This is a genomic window from Novosphingobium lindaniclasticum LE124, assembly GCF_000445125.1.
Lineage (GTDB): Bacteria > Pseudomonadota > Alphaproteobacteria > Sphingomonadales > Sphingomonadaceae > Novosphingobium > Novosphingobium lindaniclasticum.
This window is the reverse complement of sequence record NZ_ATHL01000069.1, coordinates 1-22856: the sequence shown is the minus strand read 5'-3', so window position 1 is coordinate 22856 and position 22856 is coordinate 1. Positions and strand designations below refer to the sequence as shown.

At 61.5% G+C, this 22856-nt stretch carries 20 protein-coding genes and 2 pseudogenes; 11 read left to right on the top strand and 11 right to left on the bottom strand.

Translation table 11 applies throughout. The annotated features are described in order from the left end of the window. Positions 1-7 precede the first annotated feature (7 nt). The gene (locus tag L284_RS34065; protein WP_031342005.1) at positions 8-1087 is read right to left on the bottom strand and encodes an LLM class flavin-dependent oxidoreductase; all 1080 of its coding nucleotides are present in this window, start codon (positions 1085-1087) and stop codon (positions 8-10) included. 139 nt (positions 1088-1226) lie between these two features. On the opposite strand from L284_RS34065, the gene L284_RS34060 reads away from it, so the two are divergent. Beyond that, entirely contained in the window at positions 1227-2264 is a 1038-nt protein-coding gene (locus L284_RS34060; protein ID WP_021233803.1) for a GlxA family transcriptional regulator, read from the top strand. A 206-nt stretch (positions 2265-2470) separates the two neighbouring features. Here the strand turns inward: L284_RS34060 and L284_RS34055 are convergent, their stop codons facing one another. The 3 genes from L284_RS34055 to L284_RS34045 are packed head-to-tail and all read right to left on the bottom strand — an operon-like array spanning position 2471 to position 4025. Continuing rightward, entirely contained in the window at positions 2471-3019 is a 549-nt protein-coding gene (locus tag L284_RS34055) for a DsrE family protein (protein ID WP_235054346.1), read from the bottom strand. Positions 3020-3033: 14 nt separating this feature from the next. Continuing rightward, positions 3034-3411, bottom strand: a complete 378-nt coding sequence (locus L284_RS34050) for an ArsR/SmtB family transcription factor (protein ID WP_021233801.1) — start codon at positions 3409-3411, stop codon at positions 3034-3036. Beyond that, on the bottom strand, positions 3408-4025 hold the full coding sequence (locus L284_RS34045) for a peroxiredoxin (protein ID WP_021233800.1): 618 nt from the start codon (positions 4023-4025) through the stop codon (positions 3408-3410). Before L284_RS34045 ends, L284_RS34050 begins: the two co-directional genes overlap by 4 nt. 149 nt (positions 4026-4174) lie before the next feature. Between L284_RS34045 and L284_RS34040 the strand changes: the two genes are divergently transcribed. From L284_RS34040 to L284_RS34020, 5 genes are read left to right on the top strand one after another with little or no spacing between them, the layout of a single operon-like run. Continuing rightward, a complete protein-coding gene (locus L284_RS34040) occupies positions 4175-5029 on the top strand; it encodes an MBL fold metallo-hydrolase (protein WP_021233799.1) in 855 nt (284 codons plus the stop codon). Next, complete coding sequence (locus tag L284_RS34035; protein WP_021233798.1) at positions 5029-5466, top strand: YeeE/YedE family protein; 438 nt, start codon at positions 5029-5031, stop codon at positions 5464-5466. The genes L284_RS34040 and L284_RS34035 overlap by 1 nt, the downstream gene beginning before the upstream one ends. Continuing rightward, complete coding sequence (locus L284_RS34030; RefSeq protein WP_031341998.1) at positions 5466-5882, top strand: DUF6691 family protein; 417 nt, start codon at positions 5466-5468, stop codon at positions 5880-5882. Before L284_RS34035 ends, L284_RS34030 begins: the two co-directional genes overlap by 1 nt. A gap of 20 nt (positions 5883-5902) precedes the next feature. Then, positions 5903-7558 carry a TIGR01244 family sulfur transferase gene (locus L284_RS34025; RefSeq protein ID WP_021233796.1) on the top strand — a complete coding sequence of 552 codons (1656 nt, stop codon included), beginning with the start codon at positions 5903-5905 and terminating at the stop codon, positions 7556-7558. Continuing rightward, entirely contained in the window at positions 7555-8337 is a 783-nt protein-coding gene (locus L284_RS34020; protein ID WP_021233795.1) for a sulfite exporter TauE/SafE family protein, read from the top strand. The genes L284_RS34025 and L284_RS34020 overlap by 4 nt, the downstream gene beginning before the upstream one ends. 63 nt (positions 8338-8400) lie before the next feature. Here L284_RS34020 and L284_RS34015 read toward each other — a convergent pair whose 3' ends face one another. Then, positions 8401-9789 (bottom strand): ATP-binding protein, encoded by a 1389-nt coding sequence (locus L284_RS34015; RefSeq protein WP_021233794.1) that lies wholly within the window; start codon positions 9787-9789, stop codon positions 8401-8403. Further along, positions 9786-10442, bottom strand: coding sequence for a response regulator (locus L284_RS34010; protein ID WP_021233793.1), 657 nt, complete (start codon positions 10440-10442; stop codon positions 9786-9788). Before L284_RS34010 ends, L284_RS34015 begins: the two co-directional genes overlap by 4 nt. A gap of 83 nt (positions 10443-10525) precedes the next feature. Between L284_RS34010 and L284_RS34005 the strand changes: the two genes are divergently transcribed. From L284_RS34005 to L284_RS34000, 3 genes are read left to right on the top strand one after another with little or no spacing between them, the layout of a single operon-like run. Continuing rightward, complete coding sequence (locus tag L284_RS34005; RefSeq protein ID WP_021233792.1) at positions 10526-11326, top strand: prolipoprotein diacylglyceryl transferase family protein; 801 nt, start codon at positions 10526-10528, stop codon at positions 11324-11326. A gap of 2 nt (positions 11327-11328) precedes the next feature. Next, positions 11329-12015, top strand: coding sequence for a DsbA family protein (locus L284_RS0124075; RefSeq protein WP_031341994.1), 687 nt, complete (start codon positions 11329-11331; stop codon positions 12013-12015). Between the two features lie 13 nt (positions 12016-12028). Then, positions 12029-14146 carry a protein-disulfide reductase DsbD family protein gene (locus L284_RS34000; protein WP_021233790.1) on the top strand — a complete coding sequence of 706 codons (2118 nt, stop codon included), beginning with the start codon at positions 12029-12031 and terminating at the stop codon, positions 14144-14146. A 507-nt stretch (positions 14147-14653) separates the two neighbouring features. Here the strand turns inward: L284_RS34000 and L284_RS33995 are convergent. Both L284_RS33995 and L284_RS33990 read right to left on the bottom strand, forming a co-directional pair. Continuing rightward, positions 14654-15850, bottom strand: a complete 1197-nt coding sequence (locus L284_RS33995) for an MFS transporter (RefSeq protein ID WP_021233789.1) — start codon at positions 15848-15850, stop codon at positions 14654-14656. 134 nt (positions 15851-15984) lie between these two features. Further along, the gene (locus tag L284_RS33990) at positions 15985-16533 is read right to left on the bottom strand and encodes a cysteine hydrolase family protein (RefSeq protein ID WP_021233788.1); all 549 of its coding nucleotides are present in this window, start codon (positions 16531-16533) and stop codon (positions 15985-15987) included. Between the two features lie 92 nt (positions 16534-16625). On the opposite strand from L284_RS33990, the gene L284_RS0124070 reads away from it, so the two are divergent. Next, entirely contained in the window at positions 16626-17603 is a 978-nt protein-coding gene (locus L284_RS0124070) for a GlxA family transcriptional regulator (RefSeq protein ID WP_052018371.1), read from the top strand. A gap of 3 nt (positions 17604-17606) precedes the next feature. Here L284_RS0124070 and L284_RS49170 read toward each other — a convergent pair. Continuing rightward, positions 17607-17809 (bottom strand): annotated as a pseudogene (locus tag L284_RS49170) (ISNCY family transposase); the annotation flags it as partial. Positions 17810-18653: 844 nt separating this feature from the next. Beyond that, positions 18654-18953, bottom strand: a complete 300-nt coding sequence (locus L284_RS0124065) for a Cif family virulence factor (RefSeq protein WP_021233784.1) — start codon at positions 18951-18953, stop codon at positions 18654-18656. A 96-nt stretch (positions 18954-19049) separates the two neighbouring features. Here L284_RS0124065 and L284_RS33985 point away from each other — a divergent pair. Further along, positions 19050-19943: pseudogene (locus L284_RS33985) on the top strand (LysR substrate-binding domain-containing protein). A gap of 381 nt (positions 19944-20324) precedes the next feature. On the opposite strand, the gene L284_RS33980 reads toward L284_RS33985, so the two are convergent. Beyond that, entirely contained in the window at positions 20325-22715 is a 2391-nt protein-coding gene (locus tag L284_RS33980; RefSeq protein ID WP_021233782.1) for a membrane-bound PQQ-dependent dehydrogenase, glucose/quinate/shikimate family, read from the bottom strand. Between the last annotated feature and the right edge of the window lie 141 nt (positions 22716-22856).

Sequence of the window (22856 nt, the reverse complement as noted above, 5' to 3'; positions counted from 1 at the left end):
GCAACCTTCAGACTGGCATTCTGTACGCGTCAGCGATCAGCTCGGTTGAGCGATGGATCGCGGACGGGCTGTGTCCCAAGTTGAGGACCATCATCTCGTCAGCGTCTGTTTGCGTTTGCCGAGCATTCAGCTTGGCGACAACCTCTTCCGCCGTGCCGATCATAGTCTTGGCGTTCCACCTCTCGATAATTTGGCGCTCTGCCGCGGTATAGATGTAAGCTTGGGCCTCATCAGGCGTCGGAACGACGAACGACTTGCCTTGCGACATGCGCATCATCGCGTGGGAGTACGCCCAGCTCTGCCTCTGGGCCTCTTCCTCGTCATCGGCGGCCATCACACCGGAACTGACAATAGCGTAGGGCTTGTCCAAGAGTGCCGAAGGCTGAAACGTACCTCGATATACCTCCATTGCGTGTTCGAGATTCTCGTCGGCAAGGTGGGCCGCGAAAGCAAATGGGAAGCCGAGGTATCCCGCCAACTGCGCGGAAAATGTGGACGATCCCAGCAGCCATACGGGCGGACGGTCGAAGGATCGAGGCACACCATTTTCGCGGTCTTGCCACGGGCTGGGCACTGCGTTCACGCGCTCGCCGTAGGAGTGTCCCCCAGGGAACTTCGCGTCCATGAACGCCAGAAGCTCCATAAGCTGGGCGGGAAAATCGTCAGCTCCGATATTGCCACGGCGCAGGGCCGCTGCCGTTGTTCCGTCCGTACCCGGCGCGCGGCCGATACCAAGGTCTATCCGGTTCGGCGCGAGAGAGGCGAGAAGACCGAACTGTTCCGCGACCACCAGCGGAGGGAAGTTTGGCAGCATCATGCCGCCCGCACCGAGCCTGATCCGGCTCGTCTCCCCGATCAATCGGGCGAGCAGCAGCGGCGGCGATGACGTGGTGACTCCGGGCATGGAATGGTGCTCGGCCACCCAGTAGCGCGTGAAGCCGCGCCGATCGACCAAGCGCGCCAGTTCAATGCTGCCAGCTAAAGCTTCCCGCGCGGTGTAACCACGCCCGGCCATGGCAAAGTCGAGGATAGACAAAGGCACAGGCGCGCCACCAAGGCGCGAGCCGTAAATGGAGGATGTAGTCATTGCAGTTCTCGAATCTCAACGACGTCGCCGCGGCCTGCGGGACAGTGCGGTATCGGTCTGGCCGTCAGCCACGGATGCCACAATTGACCCGTGCGACAACAATCGATAGTATCGGGCCAACTTCCTCGGAACATGTAGCATGTCACGCACGCAAGTCGCCGTCCTCGCTTTCGAGGGTGTGAGCCTTTTCCACCTTACCACACCTGGCATGGTCTTCGGGGCGAGCATCGCTCCCGCCGACTTCCCCTTGTATGAAGTTCGTTACTGCGCCGTAGACCCAGGGCTCATCTGTGCGGACAATGGTCTTCAGGTGTATGTGCCGGACGGACTGGAAGCCATGCGCGAGGCTGGGATCGTGATTGTCCCGGGCTGGAACAATCCGGAAGCCGCAACGCCGCCAGTGCTTATCGAAGCCTTGCGAACAGCCCACGGCAAAGGAAAGATCATCGTCGGCCTATGCTTGGGCGCATTCGTCCTAGGCGATGCGGGCCTGTTGAACGGGCGAGAGGCCACCACGCACTGGATCGCGCGCGAGGCGTTCGCCCGCCGCTTTCCTTCAGTCATCTTCCGCCCTGACGTGCTCTATATCGAGGATGGTGGGATCGTCACCTCGGCCGGATCGATGGCAGCAATAGACTGCTGCCTTAATCTGCTGCGGATGCGGCATGGAGCGGACGTGGCGAATCGCATGGCGCGGATGTTGGTGACGCCGCCGCATCGCCAAGGCGGGCAGGCGCAGTACATCGAAAAGCCGGTGCCACTGCTGCCATGCCAGAACCGGCTTCCGGGCGTGTTAGAATGGGCGCTGGAACGGATCTCCGAAGCATTGACCGTAGACATGCTGGCGGATGTCGCCGGTATGAGCCGCCGCTCCTTCACCCGCCACTTTCGCGAGGCAACGGGATTGACTGTGACTCAGTGGCTGAACGCACAGCGCCTTACCAAAGCGCAGCAACTGCTAGAAACGACTCAGTTGCCGGTAGAGCACGTCGCATACGCCGCCGGATTCGGCACGCCACTTTCGATGCGGCAGCAATTCGCTCTTCAACTCGGAACGTCGCCATCGACTTACAGGCAGACCTTCCACAATAGCCTCCCCCGCCCGCAGGGCCACCGCTCGTGTCACCGCGGCGAAGCGCAGCCGGTACTCGCGCGGCGGCGGGCCAACGGAGGCTGATGAGTATTTTGCGCCCTGAATCGCTGCCCCAGAAAGCCGCAATTTATGGAATACCCATAACGGCCTGCCTTCCATGATCTAATAACCAGAATGGCGGTATGAACGGTAACCAGGGTTAGCTTAACTCAGACGCAACTGTCCAAAAGGGCGGAGCCACCTCAATCGATCCCATGACGAGGCTGATGTTTAGGAATGCGGGCAGAAGCTTAGTCTTGGATCAAAGCCCATCCTCGCAGCTGCAAAGTGGCCATCGTGGTCAATGCGGACACATCTATCTCGACTGTCTTCTCAACTGACGCGGGATCGATCTTGTTGCCAACCAGGGCTTGACTGCACACGCGCACTGAAACACCGGCAAAACGCAGCGCGGCAATCAGCGGCAGATTGGGGTTCTTTCCGGTCTTCGTACTATTCGCATAGGCCGCATCGCTCATCACCAGTTGTGTTGCAGGCCCGTGGATCACGACGGTGACATCACCGGGCTCAGGCCTTACCCCATCGGCACCCAGCAGGTTTATGAAACGCGCGACCTTTTCGAGAGTTGGATTGACCTGATCCGGTGAGGCGGGCGCCTTCGTGACGCTAAACAATACTCGGTAGCGCAGGGTGCGGTCCGGGCGCTCCTTGGCATCCGGCATTGGAACGATTGCCCCGAAATCCTGCACGACAGGATGCCGCGCATCATTCGCCAAGGCAGAATGCCCCACCATTATCGTCGCCGAGGCGACGAGGACGAGCATCAATTTGTATGGCATCGGCCAGTTCCTCATCATCCTATGCGTGCAAAGGCCGCGGCGCCGGTAAGAGCCCGCTTATGTGTGGTCGGAAGCTTGTCTTCGCGCACGGTCCGATGAGGCACCGGCGCACCTAACGCTGCGAATAGCGTACGAATCCGATCGTTCACTGCGTCGCTGGCGATGCTGTAGAAGATCTGGCGGGCTTCCCGGCGCGGGGTGACGAGATTGGCCCGCCGCAGTTCGGCCAGTTGTTGGCTGAGGGCAGGCTGACCGATCCCGGTCATCGCTTCGATCTCGCCAACGGCGCGCTCTCCCTCCAATAATGCCGATAGGATCATCAACCGCTGGGGCTGGGCCAGCATTTTAAGCTGCTCGACCATCAGGTCGGCTTGGCTACGATCAAGGCTCATGCGTCCGGCCGCAAACGGTGAAACCAGTCGGGACTGTCGTCGCTGGGAAGCGACGGCGGCAGCAGCACATCGTCGCCCGGTCGCCAACAAGCAGGCGTCAGAACGCTGCCATCCATGGTCCGCTGCAGTGCATGGACGGTGCGCAACATCTCGTCGACGCAGCGGCCGACCTGCATTGGGTACCAGTTCGTCGCCTGGATAATACCTTCGGGATCAATGACATAGGTCGCACGCACCGCCGAGGAGTCAGTCGCTTCGTCATCGATCATCCCGTACGCGCGACCGATCGCCATCGAAGGGTCTTCGACAACGGGGAATGGAATTTCCACCCCTGCCAGGGCCTTGATCGCTCTGACCCAGGCCACATGCGAGTACAGGCTGTCTACTGACAGGCCTAGCAGCGCACAATTTGCCGCCTCAAACATCGATGCCGCCTCCGCAAGCGCGATGAACTCACTCGTGCATACCGGCGTGAAGTCGGCGGGGTGGGAAAAGAACAACAGCCAGCGTCCCCGGAACTGATCGAGGGTAATGTCGCCATGGGTAGTGCGAGCACTGAAGGGCGGAGCTTGATCGCCGATACGGAGAGGGCGTGGTGGGATGTGGAGGTCCATGCCGACCTCTATGCCAGCGGCTAAGCCTTGACGCAATGCGGTTACAGACTTACATTAAAGAATATACATTCGAGGTGTAAGTGTCAGATTTCTTCCTTGCGCAAGCTACTCGCCAGATCGATGGCGCTCGCCATGAAGGCAGAACTCCAATGGTGCGGGCGTTCTTCGACGAGCAGACGAACACGATCAGCTATGTCGTGTCCGATCCCGCGACTCGGCATGCAGCAATCATCGACAGCGTTCTCGATTTCGACCAGGCGTCGGGGCGAACGGCGACGACCTCGGCCGATGCCATTATGGCCTATGTCGAAGACGAGGCCCTGACGATCGATTGGTTGCTGGAAACGCATGCCCATGCCGATCACCTGTCTGCCGCCCCCTACTTGCAACAGAAGCTGGGAGGGAAGCTCGGCATCGGCCGCGCGATCACGCAGGTCCAGGACGTGTTCGGCCAGCTGTTAAACGCCGGAGCCGAGTTCGTCCGTGATGGGTCTGAATTCGATCGGCTTTTCGATGATGGCGATCAGTTCGAGATCGGCGGCTTACAGGCGAGCGTCCTGCATGTGCCTGGTCATACGCCGGCTGACATGGCCTTCGTCATCGGCGATTCGGCCTTCGTAGGCGACACGCTGTTCATGCCGGACTTCGGCACTGCTCGGGCCGACTTTCCAGGGGGCGACGCGCGCCAGCTTTTTCGTTCGATCCGGCGTCTGCTCAGTCTTCCCCCACAAACACGGCTGTTTTTGTGCCACGATTACAAGGCGCCCGGACGGGCCGACTATGAATGGGAAACGACCGTTATCGCTCAACGCGAAGCCAATGTTCATGTGCATGACGGGATCGACGAGGATGCTTTCGTGGCGATGCGCCAGGCTCGGGACGCCACGCTGGCTGTGCCGCGCCTGATCCTGCCGTCGATCCAGGTAAACATTCGTGGCGGCAAGCTGCCGGCACCCGAAGCGAACGGTATTCGCTATCTCCGCATCCCGCTGGATGCGCTGTGATGGCGGTCTTCCCCGATGCGATGCCGGTCCAGGGACTGATCGGCGGCCTGCTGATCGGACTGTCCGCGGCGATCATGCTAGTGTTCAATGGACGGGTGGCCGGGTGCAGCGGCATGTTTGCGCGCGCGGTTGGACTGGCGAAGGGGGGAGCGCCCGGTAGCGTTGCCGTCGCGTTTACCGTGGGCCTGCCGATCGGTGCTGCGATTGTGATGGCCCTGGTCGGGGTGAACTCGCACTTCCGGACCTCGTGGGGCATGCTAGCGTTGGCGGGGTTGCTCGTCGGTTTGGGGACTCGGCTCGGATCGGGTTGCACAAGCGGGCATGGCGTGGTGGGCATGGCCCGGCTGTCACCCCGCTCGATCGCGGCGACGATGACGTTCATGGCAACCGGCATCGCTACAGTCGCATTGCTGCGTCTAATCGGATGGAACGCATGATGCGGCAGGCCATAGTCGCGCTCGCGAGCGGTGTGCTATTCGGAATGGGGCTAGCCTTGTCCGGCATGACCGATCCGGTGCGGGTGCGCGCGTTCCTCGACGTGACGGGCGCATGGGACCCCACGCTGGCCTTCGTCATGTGGGGCGCGCTCCTCCCGATGGGCTTCGCGTGGATGATCGTGCGGCGACGCACACGGCCGGTGGTAGCCGAGGCGTTCCATCTGCCCGCAACCAGTCCCATCGACGCGCGCCTGATCAGCGGCGCGGCCCTGTTCGGAACCGGTTGGGGACTGGCAGGGCTGTGCCCCGGTCCGGCCCTCGCCGCGCTGGCGATCGCGCCCGGCCCGGCACTCGTCTTCGTCCTCTTCATGATGATCGGCTTCGGGCTGTTCCGCCTGCTGCCGACCGCCAGATAGCACAAGGAAAAGACAACGATATGGCGTTCAAGCCTCTGGATGACGGCGTCGCCGTCTCCCCGCAGATCACGCTGAACGACGTGGCCGAGGCCGCGCGGCAAGGCTATCGGTCGATCATCTCGAACCGTCCGGATGGCGAGGAGCCAGGCCAGCTTTCCGCTGACGAGATCCGTGCCGAGGCGACGCGTCATGGTCTCGCCTTTGCGCATATTCCCGTTGTCGCCGGCAAGGCTGCGGCTGCCGATGCCGCTGCCATGGCGCGAGCGATGGACACCTTGCCCGCGCCAGTTCTGGCGTTCTGCCGCAGCGGGATGCGCTCGACGAACCTATGGGCACTCGCCAAGGCGGAGACGCGCGCTGCCAATAGCCCTCTCGGCACCGCTACCGCAGCAGGCGACGGCGTCGCCGATTCCGCCCCTGAACTGCGCGCGACGGCTCCGGACAGCAAATTCGATGTGGTGATTGTCGGCGGAGGTTCGGCCGGGATTGCAACCGCGGCCAGTATCCTGAAACGCAACGCCAAAGTGACGATCGCGATCGTCGATCCGGCTCAGGACCATTATTATCAGCCAGGCTGGACGCTGGTTGGCGCCGGCGTATTCAAACCGGAACAGACGCGGCGCGCCGAAGCTGACGTCATGCCCCATGGAGTGACGTGGCTGCAGGTTGCCGCGACCGGCTTCGATCCGGACCGGAACAGGGTCGAACTGGCAGACGGGCGAACGATTGCTTATCAAGTCTTGGTCGCCGCGCCCGGATTGCGGCTCGCCTGGGAAAAGATCGCCGGGCTGGAAGACGCGCTGGGACGCGGTGGTGTCACGTCCAACTATCGCTACGATCTTGCGCCTTACACCCATCGTCTCGTCCAGCAGATGAAGGCCGGGCGAGCGTTGTTCTCGCAGCCTCCGATGCCGATCAAGTGCGCAGGGGCGCCGCAAAAAGCGATGTATCTCTCCTGTGACCTGTGGCGGGACGCAGGCGTGCTGCCCAAGATCGATGTTGAATTTCACAACGCAGGCGCGGTGCTGTTTGGTGTCGCGACCTATGTCCCTGCATTGATGGAATACATCTCGGCCTATGGCATCGACATGCGTCTAGAATCCAATCTGGTGGCAGTGGATGGTCAGCGTCGCATCGCAACCTTCGTACAGACCAAGGATGGTGCGACGGAGACGGTCGAACGTGAGTTCGACATGCTTCATGTCGTACCAGCCCAAGTGTCGCACGACTGCGTCGCGAAAAGCCCGCTTGCGGCAGCCAGCGGCTTTATCGACGTCGATGAAGCGACCTTGCGCCACAAGCGTTATGCAAACGTCTTCGGGCTCGGGGACGGCGCAGGCACCAGCAATGCGAAGACGGCGGCGGCTGTTCGCCAGCAGGCGCCCGTGGTGGCCGTGAACGTTCTCGCCGCGCTGGAAGGGCGGGAGCCGGTTGCGGACTATGACGGCTATGGCTCATGCCCGCTCACCGTCGAACGTGGCAAGATCGTGCTGGCCGAATTCGGTTATGGCGGGAAGCTGCTCCCGACTTTCCCGGCGTGGCTGGTGAACGGTACGCGCCCGACCCGTGCCGCATGGTTCCTGAAGGAGAGGATGCTGCCCCCGCTCTACTGGCATGCCATGCTGAAGGGCCACGAGCTTCTCGCATCCCCGCATAGGATCGGTAGAGCGGCATGATGCTCGAGCCGATCCAGTATCTGCTAGGCGCTTTCTCCGGCGGCCTGGTCGGCTTCACGCTGGGGCTTGTCGGCGGAGGGGGATCGATCCTGGCCGTGCCGTTGATGATCTATCTCGTCGGTGTGCCCAGCGCGCATGTCGCGATCGGAACCAGCGCTTTCGCGGTCGCCGCCAATGCCGCGACCGGCCTGATCGGTCATGCGCGCGCAGGTACGGTCAAGTGGCGCTGTGGCGGCATGTATGCGCTGGCCGGCATTTTCGGCGCATTCGCCGGTTCGACAGCTGGCAAGGCGTTCGACGGTGCGCGACTGCTGTTCCTCTTCGCGCTCGTCATGGTCCTGGTCGGGATCGTTATGCTGCGGGGACGCAAGGCGGATGGCGTGCCCGGGGCGCAATGTAGCCGCGAGAACGCACCGAAGGTTCTGGGCTTCGGCCTGGTCACCGGCATCTTCTCCGGCTTTTTCGGGATCGGGGGCGGCTTCCTGATCGTACCGGGCCTGATCGGGTCGACCCGGATGCCGATGCTGAATGCGGTCGGCACCTCGCTCGTGGCGGTTGCCGCGTTCGGCCTGACGACCGCGCTGAGCTATGCATGGTCGGGATTGGTCGACTGGCCCCTCGCCGGCGTGTTCATTGCCGGTGGCATTGCGGGCGGACTGCTTGGCCTGATGGTCGCGCGGCGTCTGACTGAAAGCCGTGGCGCGCTTTCCACTGTTTTCGCGATCCTGATTTTCGTCGTTGCCGCATACATGTTGTGGCGCAGTTGGGGAGCGCTGTGATGTCCGAACACCGTGGAGCAGTGATGGCAAGGGCACAGTTTGCTTTCACGGTCAGCTTCCATTTCATCGTCCGCGCCGTCTCGATCGACGAGACAAAGCGGGAGCCATTTCCGAGAACGTCCCTCGCGGTGCGGTGACACGGAAAGCTGGGCTCGGAAAACGGAGCACTGCGGCAAAGCCGTTCTGACAAGTACGAAACTCCAGAATGCCACCTGCTGCAGCGATCGCCATCTGGACGATCGGCAAACCGAGACCGGTGCCGGTCGTACCAACGCCACGTCCCCGCTCGAAGCGACGACGTACGCGAGACTGATCCTCCTTGGGAATGCCCACGCCGAAGTCGATCACTCGAAGTTCGAAATCGGTATCCAGTGCACACTCGATCCGCACGTTGCCTGCGCCATGTAGTAGCGCGTTTTCGACGAGGTTCCCAATCGCTAGCCTTAGAGCATACTCGTCCAAAGCCACTTCCGGGCACCGTCGGCTACACGCGGTTACGATCTGACGACCGCTGCGCTGCGCGATCAGACGATAATCCTGTTCGATCGTCGCGATGACCTCATCGACCGACACCCATGTGCCGGCTCGGCTCTCGTGCCGTTCCTGTGCGGCAAGATCAAGCAGCTGACGAACTAAGCAACTGGTTCGATCCACGGATACGATGATCCGCTCCAGCGCATGTTCCCGCATCGAAGGATCGCTTGCTCGCCGAGCAACTTCTGCCTGCGTTTTCAAACCAGCCAATGGCGTCTGCAGTTCGTGTGCGGCATTCGCGACAAACGCTCGTTCCGCCTGTCGGGCAGTATCCAGTTCGAGCAACAAGGTATCCATCGCTCGCACCAGCGGCGAAAGCTCGCTTGGCACAGGCTCAAGTTCAAGCGGTGCAAGGCTTTCAGGCGAACGTGTCGCGATCGCCTCGGTGATCCTGCCGAGCGGACGCAACCCGCGACTCACTGCAAGCCATAGGAGCACCCCGAGAGCGATCAAGCCGGCCACCGCCGGCAGAACGAGGCCAAGCAGAAGATCGCGCACCAGTCGTTCGCGGATCGCGAGATTGTCGCCGATCATAACGCGGATGCCCTGGTCTGGATCAACGTGCGTGAAGACCCGCCAGCGCCGTTCTCCAACGACCCTTTCCGTGAAGCCGGGCTTTCCGCCTGCTAGCGGGGCATCGGGGGATCCCGCAGATCGGCCGATCAAGCCCCCATCGAGCGACCATATCTGGCACGACAGATCGCGAGAGTAGTGGATCGGAGCGGGAGCATCCCCGGTTTTCCGCGTCGCCACGTCAAGGGCAGCGACCATCCGGGCAGCCTCCACAAGTCTCCGGTCGAGCACCCGTTCTACCTCCGCCCGTGCCGACATGCCGGTCCAGATCGCCGCGCCTGCCCACACCAGCAGGGTAATAGCGGCGACGAGCGCGAACAGGCGAAGGCGAAGCGATTTTATCATGTCGACAGACGATAGCCTTCTCCACGCACCGTCTGGATGTGGCCGCGGCCAAGCTTCGCACGCAGCTTGTGAATGTGGACTTCCACCGCGTTGCTTTCCACCTCTTCCTGCCAGCCATAAATTCTGTCCTCCAGCAGGCGCCGTGACAGGATGTGCCCGGGGCGTTCAGCCAGCGCATGGAGGATAGCAAATTCTCTCCGCGACACAGAGACCGGCTGACCAGCCAAAGTCACCGTTCGCTGCGCAACGCTGATGACCAATGAACCGAAAACGATTTCGTCCGAAGCTCGTCCAACCCGCCGCCGAAGCATGGCGCGAACGCGGGCGGACAATTCCGAAAGATCGAACGGCTTGCCGAGATAGTCGTCGGCACCCGCATCGAGCCCGGATACTCGATCGGTAACGAGGTTCCGAGCGGTGAGGAGAAGGATCGGCACCGTGACGGCGGCGCGCCGCCATTCCGCCAGCAAGTCCAGCCCAGAACCGTCGGGTAAACCAATGTCGAGGATCACGCCGCCGTGATCGTGAATCGACAAGCCCGCACGCGCATCCTCGATCGAAGATACAGCGTCCACCTCAAACCCTTCAAGACTCAGCCCCGCGGTGATGCCATCGCGCAGCACGTCATCGTCCTCAACCAAAAGAATCCGCATCTCGCTACAGTCAGCCCGCAAACTTATGTCCGCCTTAACGGCCGCTAAGCCTCCCTTAAGCTAAGGCAGGAATTCAGGCCATCATGGATGGCATCATCAGCTTTGGACCCTTCATGATCGCAATCGGCCGCGCGTTGGCAGTGGTTGCGATCTGGGCGTTTCTCACCAGCGCGACGCTAATCGCTTCCCGAACTGGAAGCAATGCCGGTCGGGCGGGCTGGATCGCAGTCGGGGTCGGGATTGTTGCTGCGCGGCTTGGCTATGTGCTGGGCAACCTGCCGGCCTTTCTGCTGGAACCCTGGACGGTTCTGGCCGTATGGCAGGGCGGATTCTCAAGCTGGGCCGGCGTTGCTGCGGCCGCATTGGCGCTGCTCGTGCAGATGGGGCGTCGCCCGGCGACCGCCTTGATGCTTGTCGCGCTTGGTGGCGTGTCGCTCACTTATGCGGCTGTGAGCGCCGCCATGGAACCAAACCATAGTCAGCTGCCGAAGGGGCTCCGATTGACGAGCCTGACGGGGAAAACGATCTCACTGGACACTATGCGCGGTCAAGGCTTCGTCCTGAACCTGTGGGCCACCTGGTGTCCTCCGTGCCGGCGCGAGATGCCGATGGTGATCGACGTCGCGGATACCTCCAGCGTGCCCGTGCTCCTCGTCAACCAGGGGGAAGGCGCAAGGCGCGTGAAGGCTTATCTCTCGCTCAATGGCATGCGGGAAGACGCGGTCCTGCTCGATGAAGTCCAGCAGGTTGCCGGTGCCACGGGTGCGCGCGCTTACCCGACGACCATTTTCATAAACGCCCAAGGCGAGATCGCTCGCGTGCACGCCGGCGAGATTTCACGAGCAGCTCTCACCTCGGGAATCCGCGAGCTGGAAAGGAAGTGACAATGAGAAATGTGACGATCTGCGGAGCAGTTGCAGTTGCCCTGCTGCTTTTTGGTGTTCTCGTTGGCCGTATGGGCACGACGGATCGCGCTCAAGCTCAGGCCGTAAATCCAACGGGCGAGGCCCGCTCTGGTGCGGAACGCGAGCACGCCCTTGCGGAGATACAGAACGACCCGCTCGCTCCCGTAATTGATCGGAAAGGTGCAGATGTGACGCTCGTCGTGTTCTCCGACTATCAGTGCCCCTTCTGTCGGAAGATGCATCCGGTGCTGGAGCAACTTATGCACGAGGATTCCAAGGTGAAAGTCGTTTATCGGGACTGGCCAATCTTCGGCGCGGGTTCAGTCGAAGCAGCACATGTCGCGATCGCCGCCACATATCAGGGCAAGCACGCCGCGTTCAACAACGCGCTGATGGATACCCCGGGCAAGGTTTCGTCGCAGACCATCCGGGCCGCCGCGACCAAAGCCGGTCTCGACTGGAGTAGACTGCAGACCGACCTCAAGACACACAAGGGCGACATCGACGCCGTCATTGAACGCAATGGCCGGTATGCCATCATGATGGGACTGAGCGGGACTCCCGCGCTGCTGGTCGGACCATACCTGATCCCCGGCGCAATCGACCTTGCCGGGCTTCGTAAGGCGGTCGCGCTAGCCCGCACTGCTCCTGACGGCGCGGCGAACTGAGCGAGCTACTGGCATGATCCTTCGGATTCTTATTGCGCTCTGTGCGGCGCTCACGGCTCTTTCGCCGGCTGATGCTCAGGTGCCTGCGTCGCACATCGCTGCCGACATGGTCGTGCAGGTGGTCGATCCACGCCCGGGAGCGGGCACACGGATCGGCATCACCATGACGCCGCAGCCTGGCTGGCACGCCTATTGGCAGAACCCAGGCGACAGCGGACTTCCGCCAGAAGTGACCTGGACCCTTCCGGAAGGGGTGACGATAAGCCGGGTGGAACATCCCGCTCCCAGTCTTCTGACCTTGGGGGGACTAGCCAGTTATGTCCATAAGGGGCGTTTTACGCTCCTCGCCAACCTGAGCGTCGACGGTTCAGTGCCGCGCGGCACCTCATTGCCGATCCGTGGTGAGCTGACTTGGTTGGCATGTTCGGATAGCCTGTGCGTTCCTGAGCGGGCGGCCATCGCGACCGATCTGATTGCAGGCGGCGGGAATTCTGCCGGCAAGGATGCCGACCTGCTTCGCCGCAGCGAAGCGGCGCTGCCCCACCCCGGGCGCGGACAAGCGAGTGTTACGCGGGTGGGTGATCGGTGGGAGGTTCGGATTGCCTCGGGCGCGCCGTTGGATTGGCGCAACGTCCGGCTCTATCCGGCGCAAGAGGGATGGTTCAGCGCCGAAGCCGTGCAGCGGGTCAGCATTTCCGGCACCCAGCTTCTCGTATCAGTTCCCGCAGGTAAAAGCGAGCCCGTGGGAACGTTCGACGGCGTCCTGAGCGACGGCCGGCAAGCGATCGCCGTGCAGGCCAAGGCCAATGCTGATAACAGCGCTCGCCAGGCACCCGAGCCGCAGACCAAACCGATCGCGCATTCCAACGTTGCAGCCGTGCCGCTCGGTCAAGGGAAGGAGGCAAAGGCAGCGATACCTAATAGCGCGCAAGACGAAGGTCCTTCCATCGCCTTGACTCTTGTCGGAGCGCTCCTCGGTGGGCTGCTGCTCAATCTTATGCCATGCGTCTTTCCGATTCTATCTCTGAAAGCACTAAGTCTTGTGCGCTCTGGTACGGACCAGCGTGCGGCACGGATCGAAGGCGCGGCCTACGCCGCAGGAAGCGTCCTTGCGACAACGGTTCTGGGCGCGGTGCTCTTGGCTGCACGCGCTATGGGGCATGAGATAGGCTGGTCCTTCCAGTTGCAGGATCCGCGGATAATGCTCGTCCTGACGATTCTGGCGCTCGGCATTGCCCTTAATTTGGCCGGTGTCTTCGAACTGCCGGGCCCTTCGCTGAGTGGCAGTTGGTTATCGCGGCGCGACTGGATCGGTGCTTTCGGCACGGGTCTGCTTGCGGCCGTAATCGCAACCCCATGCAGCGGCCCTTTCATGGGTGTGGCCCTGGGTGCGGCGCTACTGCTTCCCGCGTCGGCGGCGCTCCCGATCTTCACGGGGATCGGCTTCGGCATGGCCCTTCCGTTCCTGCTAATCGCATTTGTGCCCCGACTGCGGCGACTGCTGCCCAGGCCAGGCTCCTGGATGGCCGACCTCCGTCGCATATTGGCGATCCCCATGCTACTTACTGCGCTCGGCCTTATTTGGGTTCTCGGGCGGCAGGTAGGTGTGACCGGCATGGTCGTGGGGCTTGGGCTCGTCATGCTCGCGGCGATCGGCCTTTGGTGGGTCGGCATTCGTCAGCATCGTGGCAAACGTACCGTCGTCGCGCTCGCTCCGGTCGCAGCAGCCTTCCTTGTCAGCGCAATCATCGAACTGCCCGAGGCGAGCCTTGCAGCGGCCCCGACTAGCCCAGAGACCGAGCCGTTCTCGGAAAAACGCTATGCTGAGCTGCGTGCTGCCGGCACGCCGGTCTTTGTCGACATGACAGCGGACTGGTGTCTGGTGTGCCAGGTAAATCGGAAAGTTGCCATTGACCGCCCGGCTACCCAGCACGCTTTCCGCGCAGCGGGCGTTGTCACGCTGTTGGGTGACTGGACGCGCGGCGACCCTGCTATTACGCGCTTCCTGGAAAGCAGGGGCCGGAACTCGATTCCGTACTATCTCTACACGGATGCGGAGGGGCGAACCGAGGAATTACCCCAGGTGCTATCGTCCAATCTGCTGGTAAAGATCGTTTCGGCGGAGCGATGATCTGAGCCTATCGAATTCGGCTTGCTGATATCAGGCGAAAAAACAAGATATGGGACGATATGGAAAAAATGGACGTCAAGGAAGGGCTGAGCGCACTAAGTGCGCGGTTACTGCAAGGCTGTGTCAGAGGAAATGAGAGACTGACCCCCGTGTTTCCGCCCGGATCAAGGCAATGCGGGGTCAAATCCTCAGTTCGATTGGCAGGGCGGACACGGCCGGCAAGCCTCGTCAGATATCAGCGGCAGCGGCTTTTAATAGCAGCCCGTTGATTTGTTTGAGAACAGCACTCGCAGGTCGGTCCGGAGCAATCCCTGCGCCTCGATGAGGTCTGCTGATTGGCTCTGCCCCACTCAAGCGGGCGTCTACAGCGAATTTGTCGCCTCTGAACCAGTCCCGCCCTTGGTGGCAAACATCTCCCGAAGGAACTTCTTCTGCGAATACGAACCTCGAGGTTTAGCGCCCGATATCCCCGAACGCGTGAGCTCAATATTTTGCAGCAGGCCGCCATCAAGAAGCAGCTAGAGGGGAGGTGTCAGCTTGATGCCTGCGGAACGCAAACAAAGCTATGAAAGAGAACAGCACCAACGGGAATACCGTCATGCAAACCACCTGCCATCCATAGCGGACGAGCATACCGCCTGAGAGGAAGGAGCCAAGTGCAACAGAACCGAACACGATGAAGTCATTGGTAGACTGTACGCGCGCACGCTCTTCGGGACGATGGGTTTCAAGAACCATCGCCGATGCACCGGTAAAGCCGAAGTTCCAACCTACGCCCAGCACGATCATCGCGACGAGGAAGTGGTCCGTCGTCATGCCCAGAAGTCCCACTCCTGCGGCGAGCCCTATGATGAGCAGGCCGGTCGCGGTAACCCATGTCGCCCCTATCCTTGTTATCAGCCGCCCGACAACGAAGCTGGGCGCATACATGGCGACCACGTGCCATTGTACGGCGTTGTTGGCATGATTTTGCGAAAGGCCGTGCATACGCATCGCCAACGGTGCCGAGGTCATTAGAAAATTCATGAGCAGATAGGTCACTACGCCCGAAGAAACCGCGGCGAGGAAGAGTGGCTGGCGTGCGATTTCGCGAAGAGGGCGACCCAAAGCCGCCGTCCCGGCAATCGGCTCCCGCAGGTTCACCTTGCGAAGGAGCAGCCCAGCCAGCACCGCGATGCCCGAACTGGCAATATAGGTGCCGACGAAGTCTCGCCCTGGGATCAGGTCCATGGTGAGGCTGACAAGCTGTCCACCTATCAAACCCGCCATAATGCCTCCTGCAAGAACAAGCGAAAGCGCGCGCGCTTTTGCAGGGGCGGGTACACATTCGGCGGCGGCGAAGCGGAACGTCAGGACGACCGCTGCATAACTACCTGCCGCAAACGCTGCGGCGCAGAACAAGAGGAAGGATTGGATCACAACAGCGAGCGCAGCCGTCAGCCCTGCCATAAGCCCCGAGACACTGCCGATCAGAAAGACCCTGGAACGTCCGTGGCGTGTTGCGATCCTACCTGCCGGCAACGTGCTTGCCGCCATACCGACGACAAAGAGCGAAACGGGCAGAGTGGCAAGCTCCGCCTCCGGTGCCAACTCACGCCCGACGACAGCGCCGGAGGCGAAGAGCACCGTCGCATGAGAGCCGGCCAACGCCTGCGCGGCGCAGAGCCGCCAGACCGTGGGGCGGCCCTGGCCAAAGATGCTCATCAGAATCCCCCTTCAGGCTTGAGGCCGGCGATTATCTGTTGCCAGCAACTTGTATGTTCAGCCGGACAGGGCGGGGCACGTTCACACAGCTCGTGAACTTGGCACCCGCCTGCCTCAGGCCTGCTCGCGTAGGATTAACGTGAGACGTACTCGTCCGTCGCGACCACATCTGCATAGGCGAAGGCGAGTGCGGACATGTTCGCGGTATGGACATCGGCCGCAGGCACTGTCGCACCGTTGAACTCAACGTCTCGGGTCGCGCATGCATCGTGCACCACGACGGTCTTGAAGCCAAAGTCCGACGCTGCCCGAGCTGTAGCGGCTATGCACATATGGCTCATTGCACCAACAATCACCACTTCCGCGACGCCCTGTTCGACGAGATGCTGCTTCAGCCCGGTTTCTTTGAAGGAGTTCGGATAATTCTTGGTGATGATCGTCTCGTCACCGATCGGTTGCACAACGGGATTGATCTCGACGCCATTGGTGCCCGGATTGAAAAAGGGCATCGTAGGGTCGGTGAACTCATGACGCACATGGATCACCTCGTCTCTCGAGTCTCGTGCACTTTTTATCACTCGGGCGGCATTGGCAGCCGCTTCTTCGATCCCGTCCAGCGAGAACTTGCCCGATGGCCAGTAATCGTTCTGGAGATCGACAACGATGATCGCTCGCTTGCTCATGGGGTCACCTTTCTAAAACTGTGGGCTGGATTTAGGCGCATGCATGCACAATATGAATTGGCGGTAGCGACAAAATGCGAGGTGATTTCGACATGTCGGTGCAGGAAGTACCGGAAATCGGTGTATTGATCTATCCAGGTGCCCAAATGGCGGCGGTACTTGGCCTTACGGACATCTGCACCGTAGCTGAAGGTTTTGCGCGGAGCAGACAGGGCGGCTCACACACACCTATGCTTCGCGTCAGCCACTGGCAAACCCCCAGCGGGGGCGACTCACCAGTACGAGTGTTCGATACTGTCGCAGAGTCTGACGGTCTGCCGAGTGTCCTCATCCTTCCGCCCGCCTTAGGCGCACCGATCGTCCAGAAAATAGCGCGATCCTATGCCGGATGGCTGAGCCACAAGCATCGCGATGGAACCACGCTGGCATCAGTTTGCTCGGGCGTCCTGGTCCTTGGGGAGTCTGGCGTGCTGAGGGGACGCACCGTTACAACCCATTGGGCCTACGGGGACATGCTCAGGGCCCGATTTCCAGACGTGGGGCGCGTTGATTCCGACCGTCTGATCATTGACGATGGGGACATCATCACCGTTGGCGGCGTCATGGCGTGGACGGATCTGGCGTTGAAGCTGGTAGACAGGTTCCTTGGACCAACGATAATGCTTGAGACAGCGCGTCACCTGCTTGTCGATCCGCCCGGGCGGGAACAGAGTTACTACAGCACGTTCTCACCGAGGCTGACGCATGGCGATGCCGCTGTGCTGAAAGTCCAGCATTGGCTGCAGGCGACGGAAGCCCGGGATGTCAGCTTGCCCACTCTCGCAGGTCAAGCGGGATTGGAAGAACGCACTTTTCTGAGGCGCTTTCAGAAGGCTACAGGTTTTACCTCAACCGACTACTGCCAGCGGCTACGCGTAGGAAAGGCCCAGGAGCTACTGCAATTCAGTTCGCGTCCGATTGAGCGGATAGCCTGGGAAGTGGGCTACGGAGATCCGAGCGCGTTTCGGAAGGTATTTTTGCGGATAGTCGGCCTCTCTCCCAGAGAATTTCGCCAACGCTTCCAGGCCTGAACACATCAGTTCGCTGGTCGCATCGTCGATGTAGACGAGCAGACTGCATTGTGGGCCGCGATCATCGAACCACCAGTGCTTCGAGCCGTCGATCTGGATCAGCTCGCCACGGCAATCCCGGCGATAGCAAGGCTGATACGGCGGCGGCCGCCTGGCTTCGCGGTCCTTCCAGAGCCGGCCTCGATCATCAACTGTCGTAATGTCTCGCAAGCGCCTTTGATGCCATGACGCTCGATCTGATACTCGCGTGTCACGGGCGGTCCAAAATCAGCATGATGCTCACGAACGATGCTGATGATTTGTTTGCGAAACGTATCGCTATGCCGCCGGTTGCTTGGTCGGCCGCGCTAGCGTGAAACGCGATCAGCAGCGCCGTCGGATCGCAAGATGCCCTTCTAGCGGGCAAAGGCGACGATCGGATGGACCGTGAGGACGCAAGGCGCATAGCCGAGCTCGCCGATGAGCCGCATCTCATGCTCGCAGCTGCCGGCCAACCTTGCCCGTCACGCCGCCGGGATAGCGTTGGGCGCCTTTGTCCAGGTCAGTCGCTCCAGTTCCTGCTGCGGGTTGAGGCCGCTCTCGCCAATTTAGTCCGGCATGGCCAACCTCGCGTATAACTTCCACCGGCTCGCGTGGGTAGAGGGGCGCACTGCGCCTGTATGACGCGCAAACGCCGCCGGAACGCCTGGACACCTTGTAAAATCAGGAGGCCGGGCCGCCAAAAGGAGGGCTCAGGTGCTCGTTAGCACCGGTCGTCTACATCACGCCGAAATTGTTCGGTTCTTCGAGATGGGGTGGTTGCCGCCCTCCCCAGACGGCATCGCAATGTGCCAAAAAGTGGTGTTGAGGCCACTGAGCGGAAAGGACGGCAACCGTGACGAACGATACGATGATCGGTGTGGATCTAGCAAAGAATGTTTTCCAGGTTCACGGTGCTTCGGGGACCGGTGCAGTCCTGTTCCGCAAAAAGCTTAGTCGCACTCAGTTTCAGCGGTTTATGACCCAGCAGGAGCCCTGCGTCGTCGCAATGGAGGCGTGCGGCGGCGCCAATTATTGGGCTCGGGAGCTGCAGCGGTTAGGGCATTCGCTAAAGCTCATTTCGCCTCGGTACGTGAAGCCGTTCATCAAGCGCAGACCGTCTTCGCGGCGGATCGCATCCGGCGTAAAGATGGCTTTCACGGCGATGACCTCTTCCTCGAACAGGTTCCGGATCTGGTCGTGGCCCTCAAAGCGCTTCCCATTATCCAGGAAAGCCGCGTCAGCAGCAAACGGCTTGAGCATGGCGTCCGTATCGAGCCGTGCGTTGGCCGCGACATAGTCGGCGATGGGTTTGGGTAGTTCGATCGGCATTGCTACGCTCCTTACGGTGACCAGGAGAATTTAACGCCGCACAATGGTTGTGATAATCGGGCTAGACCGGCATGTGTCGTTGCGAAAGGCGGGACAATGTCTAAACACGGTTTGATCGGATTTGACGCTGTTCTCGCGATAGCGCGGCGGGCATCGTTCCGCGCGGCAGCGCTGGAACTGGGGCTTTCCACCACTGCGCTAAGCAACGCCGTCGGCAAGTTGGAAGGGCAGCTTGGCGTCCGACTGTTCAATCGCACGACTCGCAGCGTGTCCCTCACCGATGCTGGACGAAATTTCGTCGAGCAGGTTGGGCCCGCTGTGAGCACCCTCCACGAAGCGATGGGAGCCGCTCGGTCACAGCAGGAAACACCCTCCGGAACTCTGCGGATCAATGCTTTCGCCACAGGTGCACGGGAGATACTCGGCCCACTTTTGCTGAAGTTCCTGCGACATTATCCCAAGGTTCATATCGATCTCGTCACCGAGGATCGGATTGTCGACATCGTCGCTGAGGGGTTCGACCTCGGATTGCGAACCGCGAACCTGGTGCCGACCGATATGATCGCCATTCCAGTCGGACGTCCGCGCAGTTTTGCCGTCGTGGCGTCGCCTGAATATTTCAAGGCCAACGACAAACCATGCACACCCCCGGACCTACTTCACCACTCCTGCCTGCGCATCCGGCTGCCAAACGGCGCGCTGCATCGCTGGCACTTCGCGAAGAACTGCTAGCCCGTTTCAATCGATGTTTCCGGCCCCATAACCCTGGACGAGGCGAGCCTGTCGCGCATCGCCGTGCTCGATCATGTCGGTATCGGCTATTTAATGGAGGCCGACGTCCGGGACGACATCCGGACCGGACGCCTAATCCGTGTCTTGGAAGACTGGACGCCGCCGCTCGCACCCTTGTGCCTCTATTATCCTAGCCGGCGAAATGTTTCGGCTGCTTTCAGGGCCCTGATCGAGATGGCGCGACAATCACCCGGGTAATCGACTTGCCGGAACCGCCGTTGCCATCAACTGCCATTCTGCGTGCTAGGCTGGTGGCGGCATCTGGTCGCCACCTGTTGGGTTTGCAGACGGCCTGCACGTGAGACGTGAGATCCGGCCCGAGGGCGCAGACATGGTCAACAGCAGCAGAAATAGCTAATGATCTGCGCCGGGGGCCGGCGATCGCCCCCGTGAATAACCGTAACGAGTCATATCGTTCGAACTATGCTACAGTATTAATAGTGCTTACCGTGCATGCATGATAGTAAATTATGTTTATTGGAGCGACCATTTGCCGCCGCGCGGACATTCGGCCCATCTCGCCCTTTTGTCTCGGATAGCGAGCTAGTTTACCGATCGAACTGCATTAGCCTTGCTCCCTTAGGGCAGAGCATAGGCAATCACCTGGTCGCCGATCGGCGTTTCCATAAAGTGATGGCCGCCGGGTGCGATGACCAGGTACTGTTTGCCGCCTACCATGTAGGTCATCGGCGTCGCCTGCCCTCCCGCTGGGAGCACGTCCTTCCACAGCACTTTGCCGGTCTTGAGATCGATGGCACGGATCAGGTTGTCGGTCGCGGCGGCCACGAAGATCACGCCGCCCGCCGTCACGACGGAGCCGCCGTTGTTGGGCGTGCCGATCGTCCAGGGTAGCATCGAGGGAATGCCGAAGGGACCGTTGGTACGGGCCTCGCCGAGCGGCCTGTCCCAGATTGTCCTGCCGGTGGCCATGTCGATGGCGCGAATGCCGCCGTAGGGAGGCTGCTTGCAGAGCATGCCGGTCAGCGGCAAGCGCCAGCCTGCATTCACGTCGATGGCATAGGGCGTGTGGGCCTGCGGATCGCCGGCGCCTTCGGCGCCGCCGATGTCGCCTCGGGCCTGGTCGCGCGGCGCCCAGCCCTTCTTGTCGGCCTCGGCGCGGGGCACCAGGCGAACGTAGTTGGGCATGTCGTTGTAGTTGGCGACGATCACGCCGCGGCGCGGATCGACGGCGATGCCGCCCCAATCAGTGCCCCCGTTGTAGCCCGGGTATTCGATCGAGCGGCGATCGCTTTCCGGCGGTGTGAAGAAACCCTTGTAGCTCGCTTTGCGGAACTGGATGCGGCAGATCATCTGGTCGATCGGCGACATCCCCCACATGTCCCGTTCGGTAAGCTGGGGCTTGCGCAAGGTATGCCACAGCGAGACGCGCTGCGTGGCCGCACGCTGCTGCGGCTCGACTCCGCCGCCGGGAGCCTTGATCGTGCCGACCGGGGTGAGGGGCCGACCCGTGCGGCGGTCCAGCACATAGATGTCGCCCTGCTTGGAAGGCAGCACCAGCGCGGGCGTGCCCTTGAAGTCCACCAATGTGGCCTGCGCGCCGAAGTCGTAGTCCCAGACGTCGTCGCGAACGGCCTGGAACTTCCAGCGCGGCTTGCCGGTCGTCACGTCGAGAGCGACCAGCGAAGTGGCGAAGTCGCGCTCCTGCGGGCGGCGCAGGCTGGAGTAGTAGTCCGCCGCGGCATTGCCCATCGGCAGGTAGACGAGGCCGAGCTGCTCGTCGCCGCTGGCGATCGTCCACATGTTGGGGGTGCCGCGCGCCCAGGTCTGGCCCGACGGGGGATAGCCGTTCCAATCCGGGTGCATCATGTCCCAGGCCCAGCGCAGCTTGCCGGTAACGGCGTCATAGCCCCGGATCACGCCGGAAGGGGCCCAGCGGTCCTGACCGTCCAGCACCTGGTGCCCGGTGACGACGACGCCCCGCACGATGGTGGGCGGCGAGTTGATGGAAACGTAGCCCGGCGGGGTGTCGCCCATGCCGATCTTGGTATCGACCTCGCCGTTCCTCCCGAAGGCGGCGCAGCGCCCCCCCGTGCGGGCATCCAGCGCAAAGAGGCGCGCGTCGAGCGTGCCGTAGACGATGCGCTGAGCGCAGGGCTGGTCGGCCGGGGCGCCGGGCACCGCGAAGTAGCTGACGCCGCGGCATGCAGCGGTGTAGGGTATGGCTTCGTCGGACACTTTCGGGTCGAACTTCCAGCGCTGCTTGCCTGTCGCGGGGTCGAGCGCGAGGACGATGTTCTTCGGCGTGCAGACGTAGAGCATGTTCCCGACCTTCAACGGGGTGTTCTCACCGCCGTAGGTCTTGGCGATCTTGTGCGACGACGGCATGTCTCCGGTGTGCGTGACCCAGATGCGCTTGAGGTTCTTCACGTTGTCGGCGGTGATCTGTCCAAGAGGCGAGAAACGGCGAGCGGCGTCGGTGCCGCCGTAAGCCGGCCAATCGTCGCCCGCCGACATGAGCGACGGATCGCCCATGTCGAAGCGCAGTTCAGGAAGTTGTGATATGGGGCCAGTGTCGGCCATACGGGCAAAGATCAGCCCGGTGACGCCCGTCAGGATGACCGCCACGGCGCTGGCGCCAAGGCCCAGCTGCCAGCGATGTGACCGTGCGGAGAGTGTCGGCATGACCAGGAAAGTGGCCACCAGCAGCACCAAAGGCGCGATCACGCGCGGCACCAGAGCCCAGTTGTTGGTGCCTGCTTCGGCAAGCGCCCAGATGACGGTCAGCACGAAAATGGCACAATACAGCCAGCCACCCAGGATATTACGACGGATCAGCAACGCGCCTGAGGCTAACAGCGCGACACCGGCGAGAACATAATAGGCCGAGCCGCCGAGTACCGCGAGGTATATACCTCCCATCGTCAGGACCAAGCCGATCAGGGCGATGATGCCCCCAAGGATGAGAGGCGGCAAAGCACCTGCCTTGTTCTGGATCCTGAGGGAAACCATCCATTACACTCCAGCAATATAAAGGTCTTAGAACGGGAATGGCGTACATCCTGGAATGTTCCGAGCATCGAACCAGTTCGTCCATGCTTTTGATCGGCCCCCACCGAGTGGTCCGGGTTATTTGTTAGTGTAAGATTGCCT

Coding starts and splice junctions, on each gene's coding strand:
- L284_RS34065 (WP_031342005.1), bottom strand. CDS start 1,087: ATGACTACATCCTCCATTTACGGCTCGCGCCTTGGTGGCGCGCCTGTG.
- L284_RS34060 (WP_021233803.1), top strand. CDS start 1,227: ATGTCACGCACGCAAGTCGCCGTCCTCGCTTTCGAGGGTGTGAGCCTT.
- L284_RS34055 (WP_235054346.1), bottom strand. CDS start 3,019: ATGCCATACAAATTGATGCTCGTCCTCGTCGCCTCGGCGACGATAATG.
- L284_RS34050 (WP_021233801.1), bottom strand. CDS start 3,411: ATGAGCCTTGATCGTAGCCAAGCCGACCTGATGGTCGAGCAGCTTAAA.
- L284_RS34045 (WP_021233800.1), bottom strand. CDS start 4,025: ATGGACCTCCACATCCCACCACGCCCTCTCCGTATCGGCGATCAAGCT.
- L284_RS34040 (WP_021233799.1), top strand. CDS start 4,175: ATGGTGCGGGCGTTCTTCGACGAGCAGACGAACACGATCAGCTATGTC.
- L284_RS34035 (WP_021233798.1), top strand. CDS start 5,029: ATGGCGGTCTTCCCCGATGCGATGCCGGTCCAGGGACTGATCGGCGGC.
- L284_RS34030 (WP_031341998.1), top strand. CDS start 5,466: ATGCGGCAGGCCATAGTCGCGCTCGCGAGCGGTGTGCTATTCGGAATG.
- L284_RS34025 (WP_021233796.1), top strand. CDS start 5,903: ATGGCGTTCAAGCCTCTGGATGACGGCGTCGCCGTCTCCCCGCAGATC.
- L284_RS34020 (WP_021233795.1), top strand. CDS start 7,555: ATGATGCTCGAGCCGATCCAGTATCTGCTAGGCGCTTTCTCCGGCGGC.
- L284_RS34015 (WP_021233794.1), bottom strand. CDS start 9,789: ATGATAAAATCGCTTCGCCTTCGCCTGTTCGCGCTCGTCGCCGCTATT.
- L284_RS34010 (WP_021233793.1), bottom strand. CDS start 10,442: ATGCGGATTCTTTTGGTTGAGGACGATGACGTGCTGCGCGATGGCATC.
- L284_RS34005 (WP_021233792.1), top strand. CDS start 10,526: ATGGATGGCATCATCAGCTTTGGACCCTTCATGATCGCAATCGGCCGC.
- L284_RS0124075 (WP_031341994.1), top strand. CDS start 11,329: ATGAGAAATGTGACGATCTGCGGAGCAGTTGCAGTTGCCCTGCTGCTT.
- L284_RS34000 (WP_021233790.1), top strand. CDS start 12,029: ATGATCCTTCGGATTCTTATTGCGCTCTGTGCGGCGCTCACGGCTCTT.
- L284_RS33995 (WP_021233789.1), bottom strand. CDS start 15,850: ATGAGCATCTTTGGCCAGGGCCGCCCCACGGTCTGGCGGCTCTGCGCC.
- L284_RS33990 (WP_021233788.1), bottom strand. CDS start 16,533: ATGAGCAAGCGAGCGATCATCGTTGTCGATCTCCAGAACGATTACTGG.
- L284_RS0124070 (WP_052018371.1), top strand. CDS start 16,626: ATGTCGGTGCAGGAAGTACCGGAAATCGGTGTATTGATCTATCCAGGT.
- L284_RS0124065 (WP_021233784.1), bottom strand. CDS start 18,953: ATGCCGATCGAACTACCCAAACCCATCGCCGACTATGTCGCGGCCAAC.
- L284_RS33980 (WP_021233782.1), bottom strand. CDS start 22,715: ATGGTTTCCCTCAGGATCCAGAACAAGGCAGGTGCTTTGCCGCCTCTC.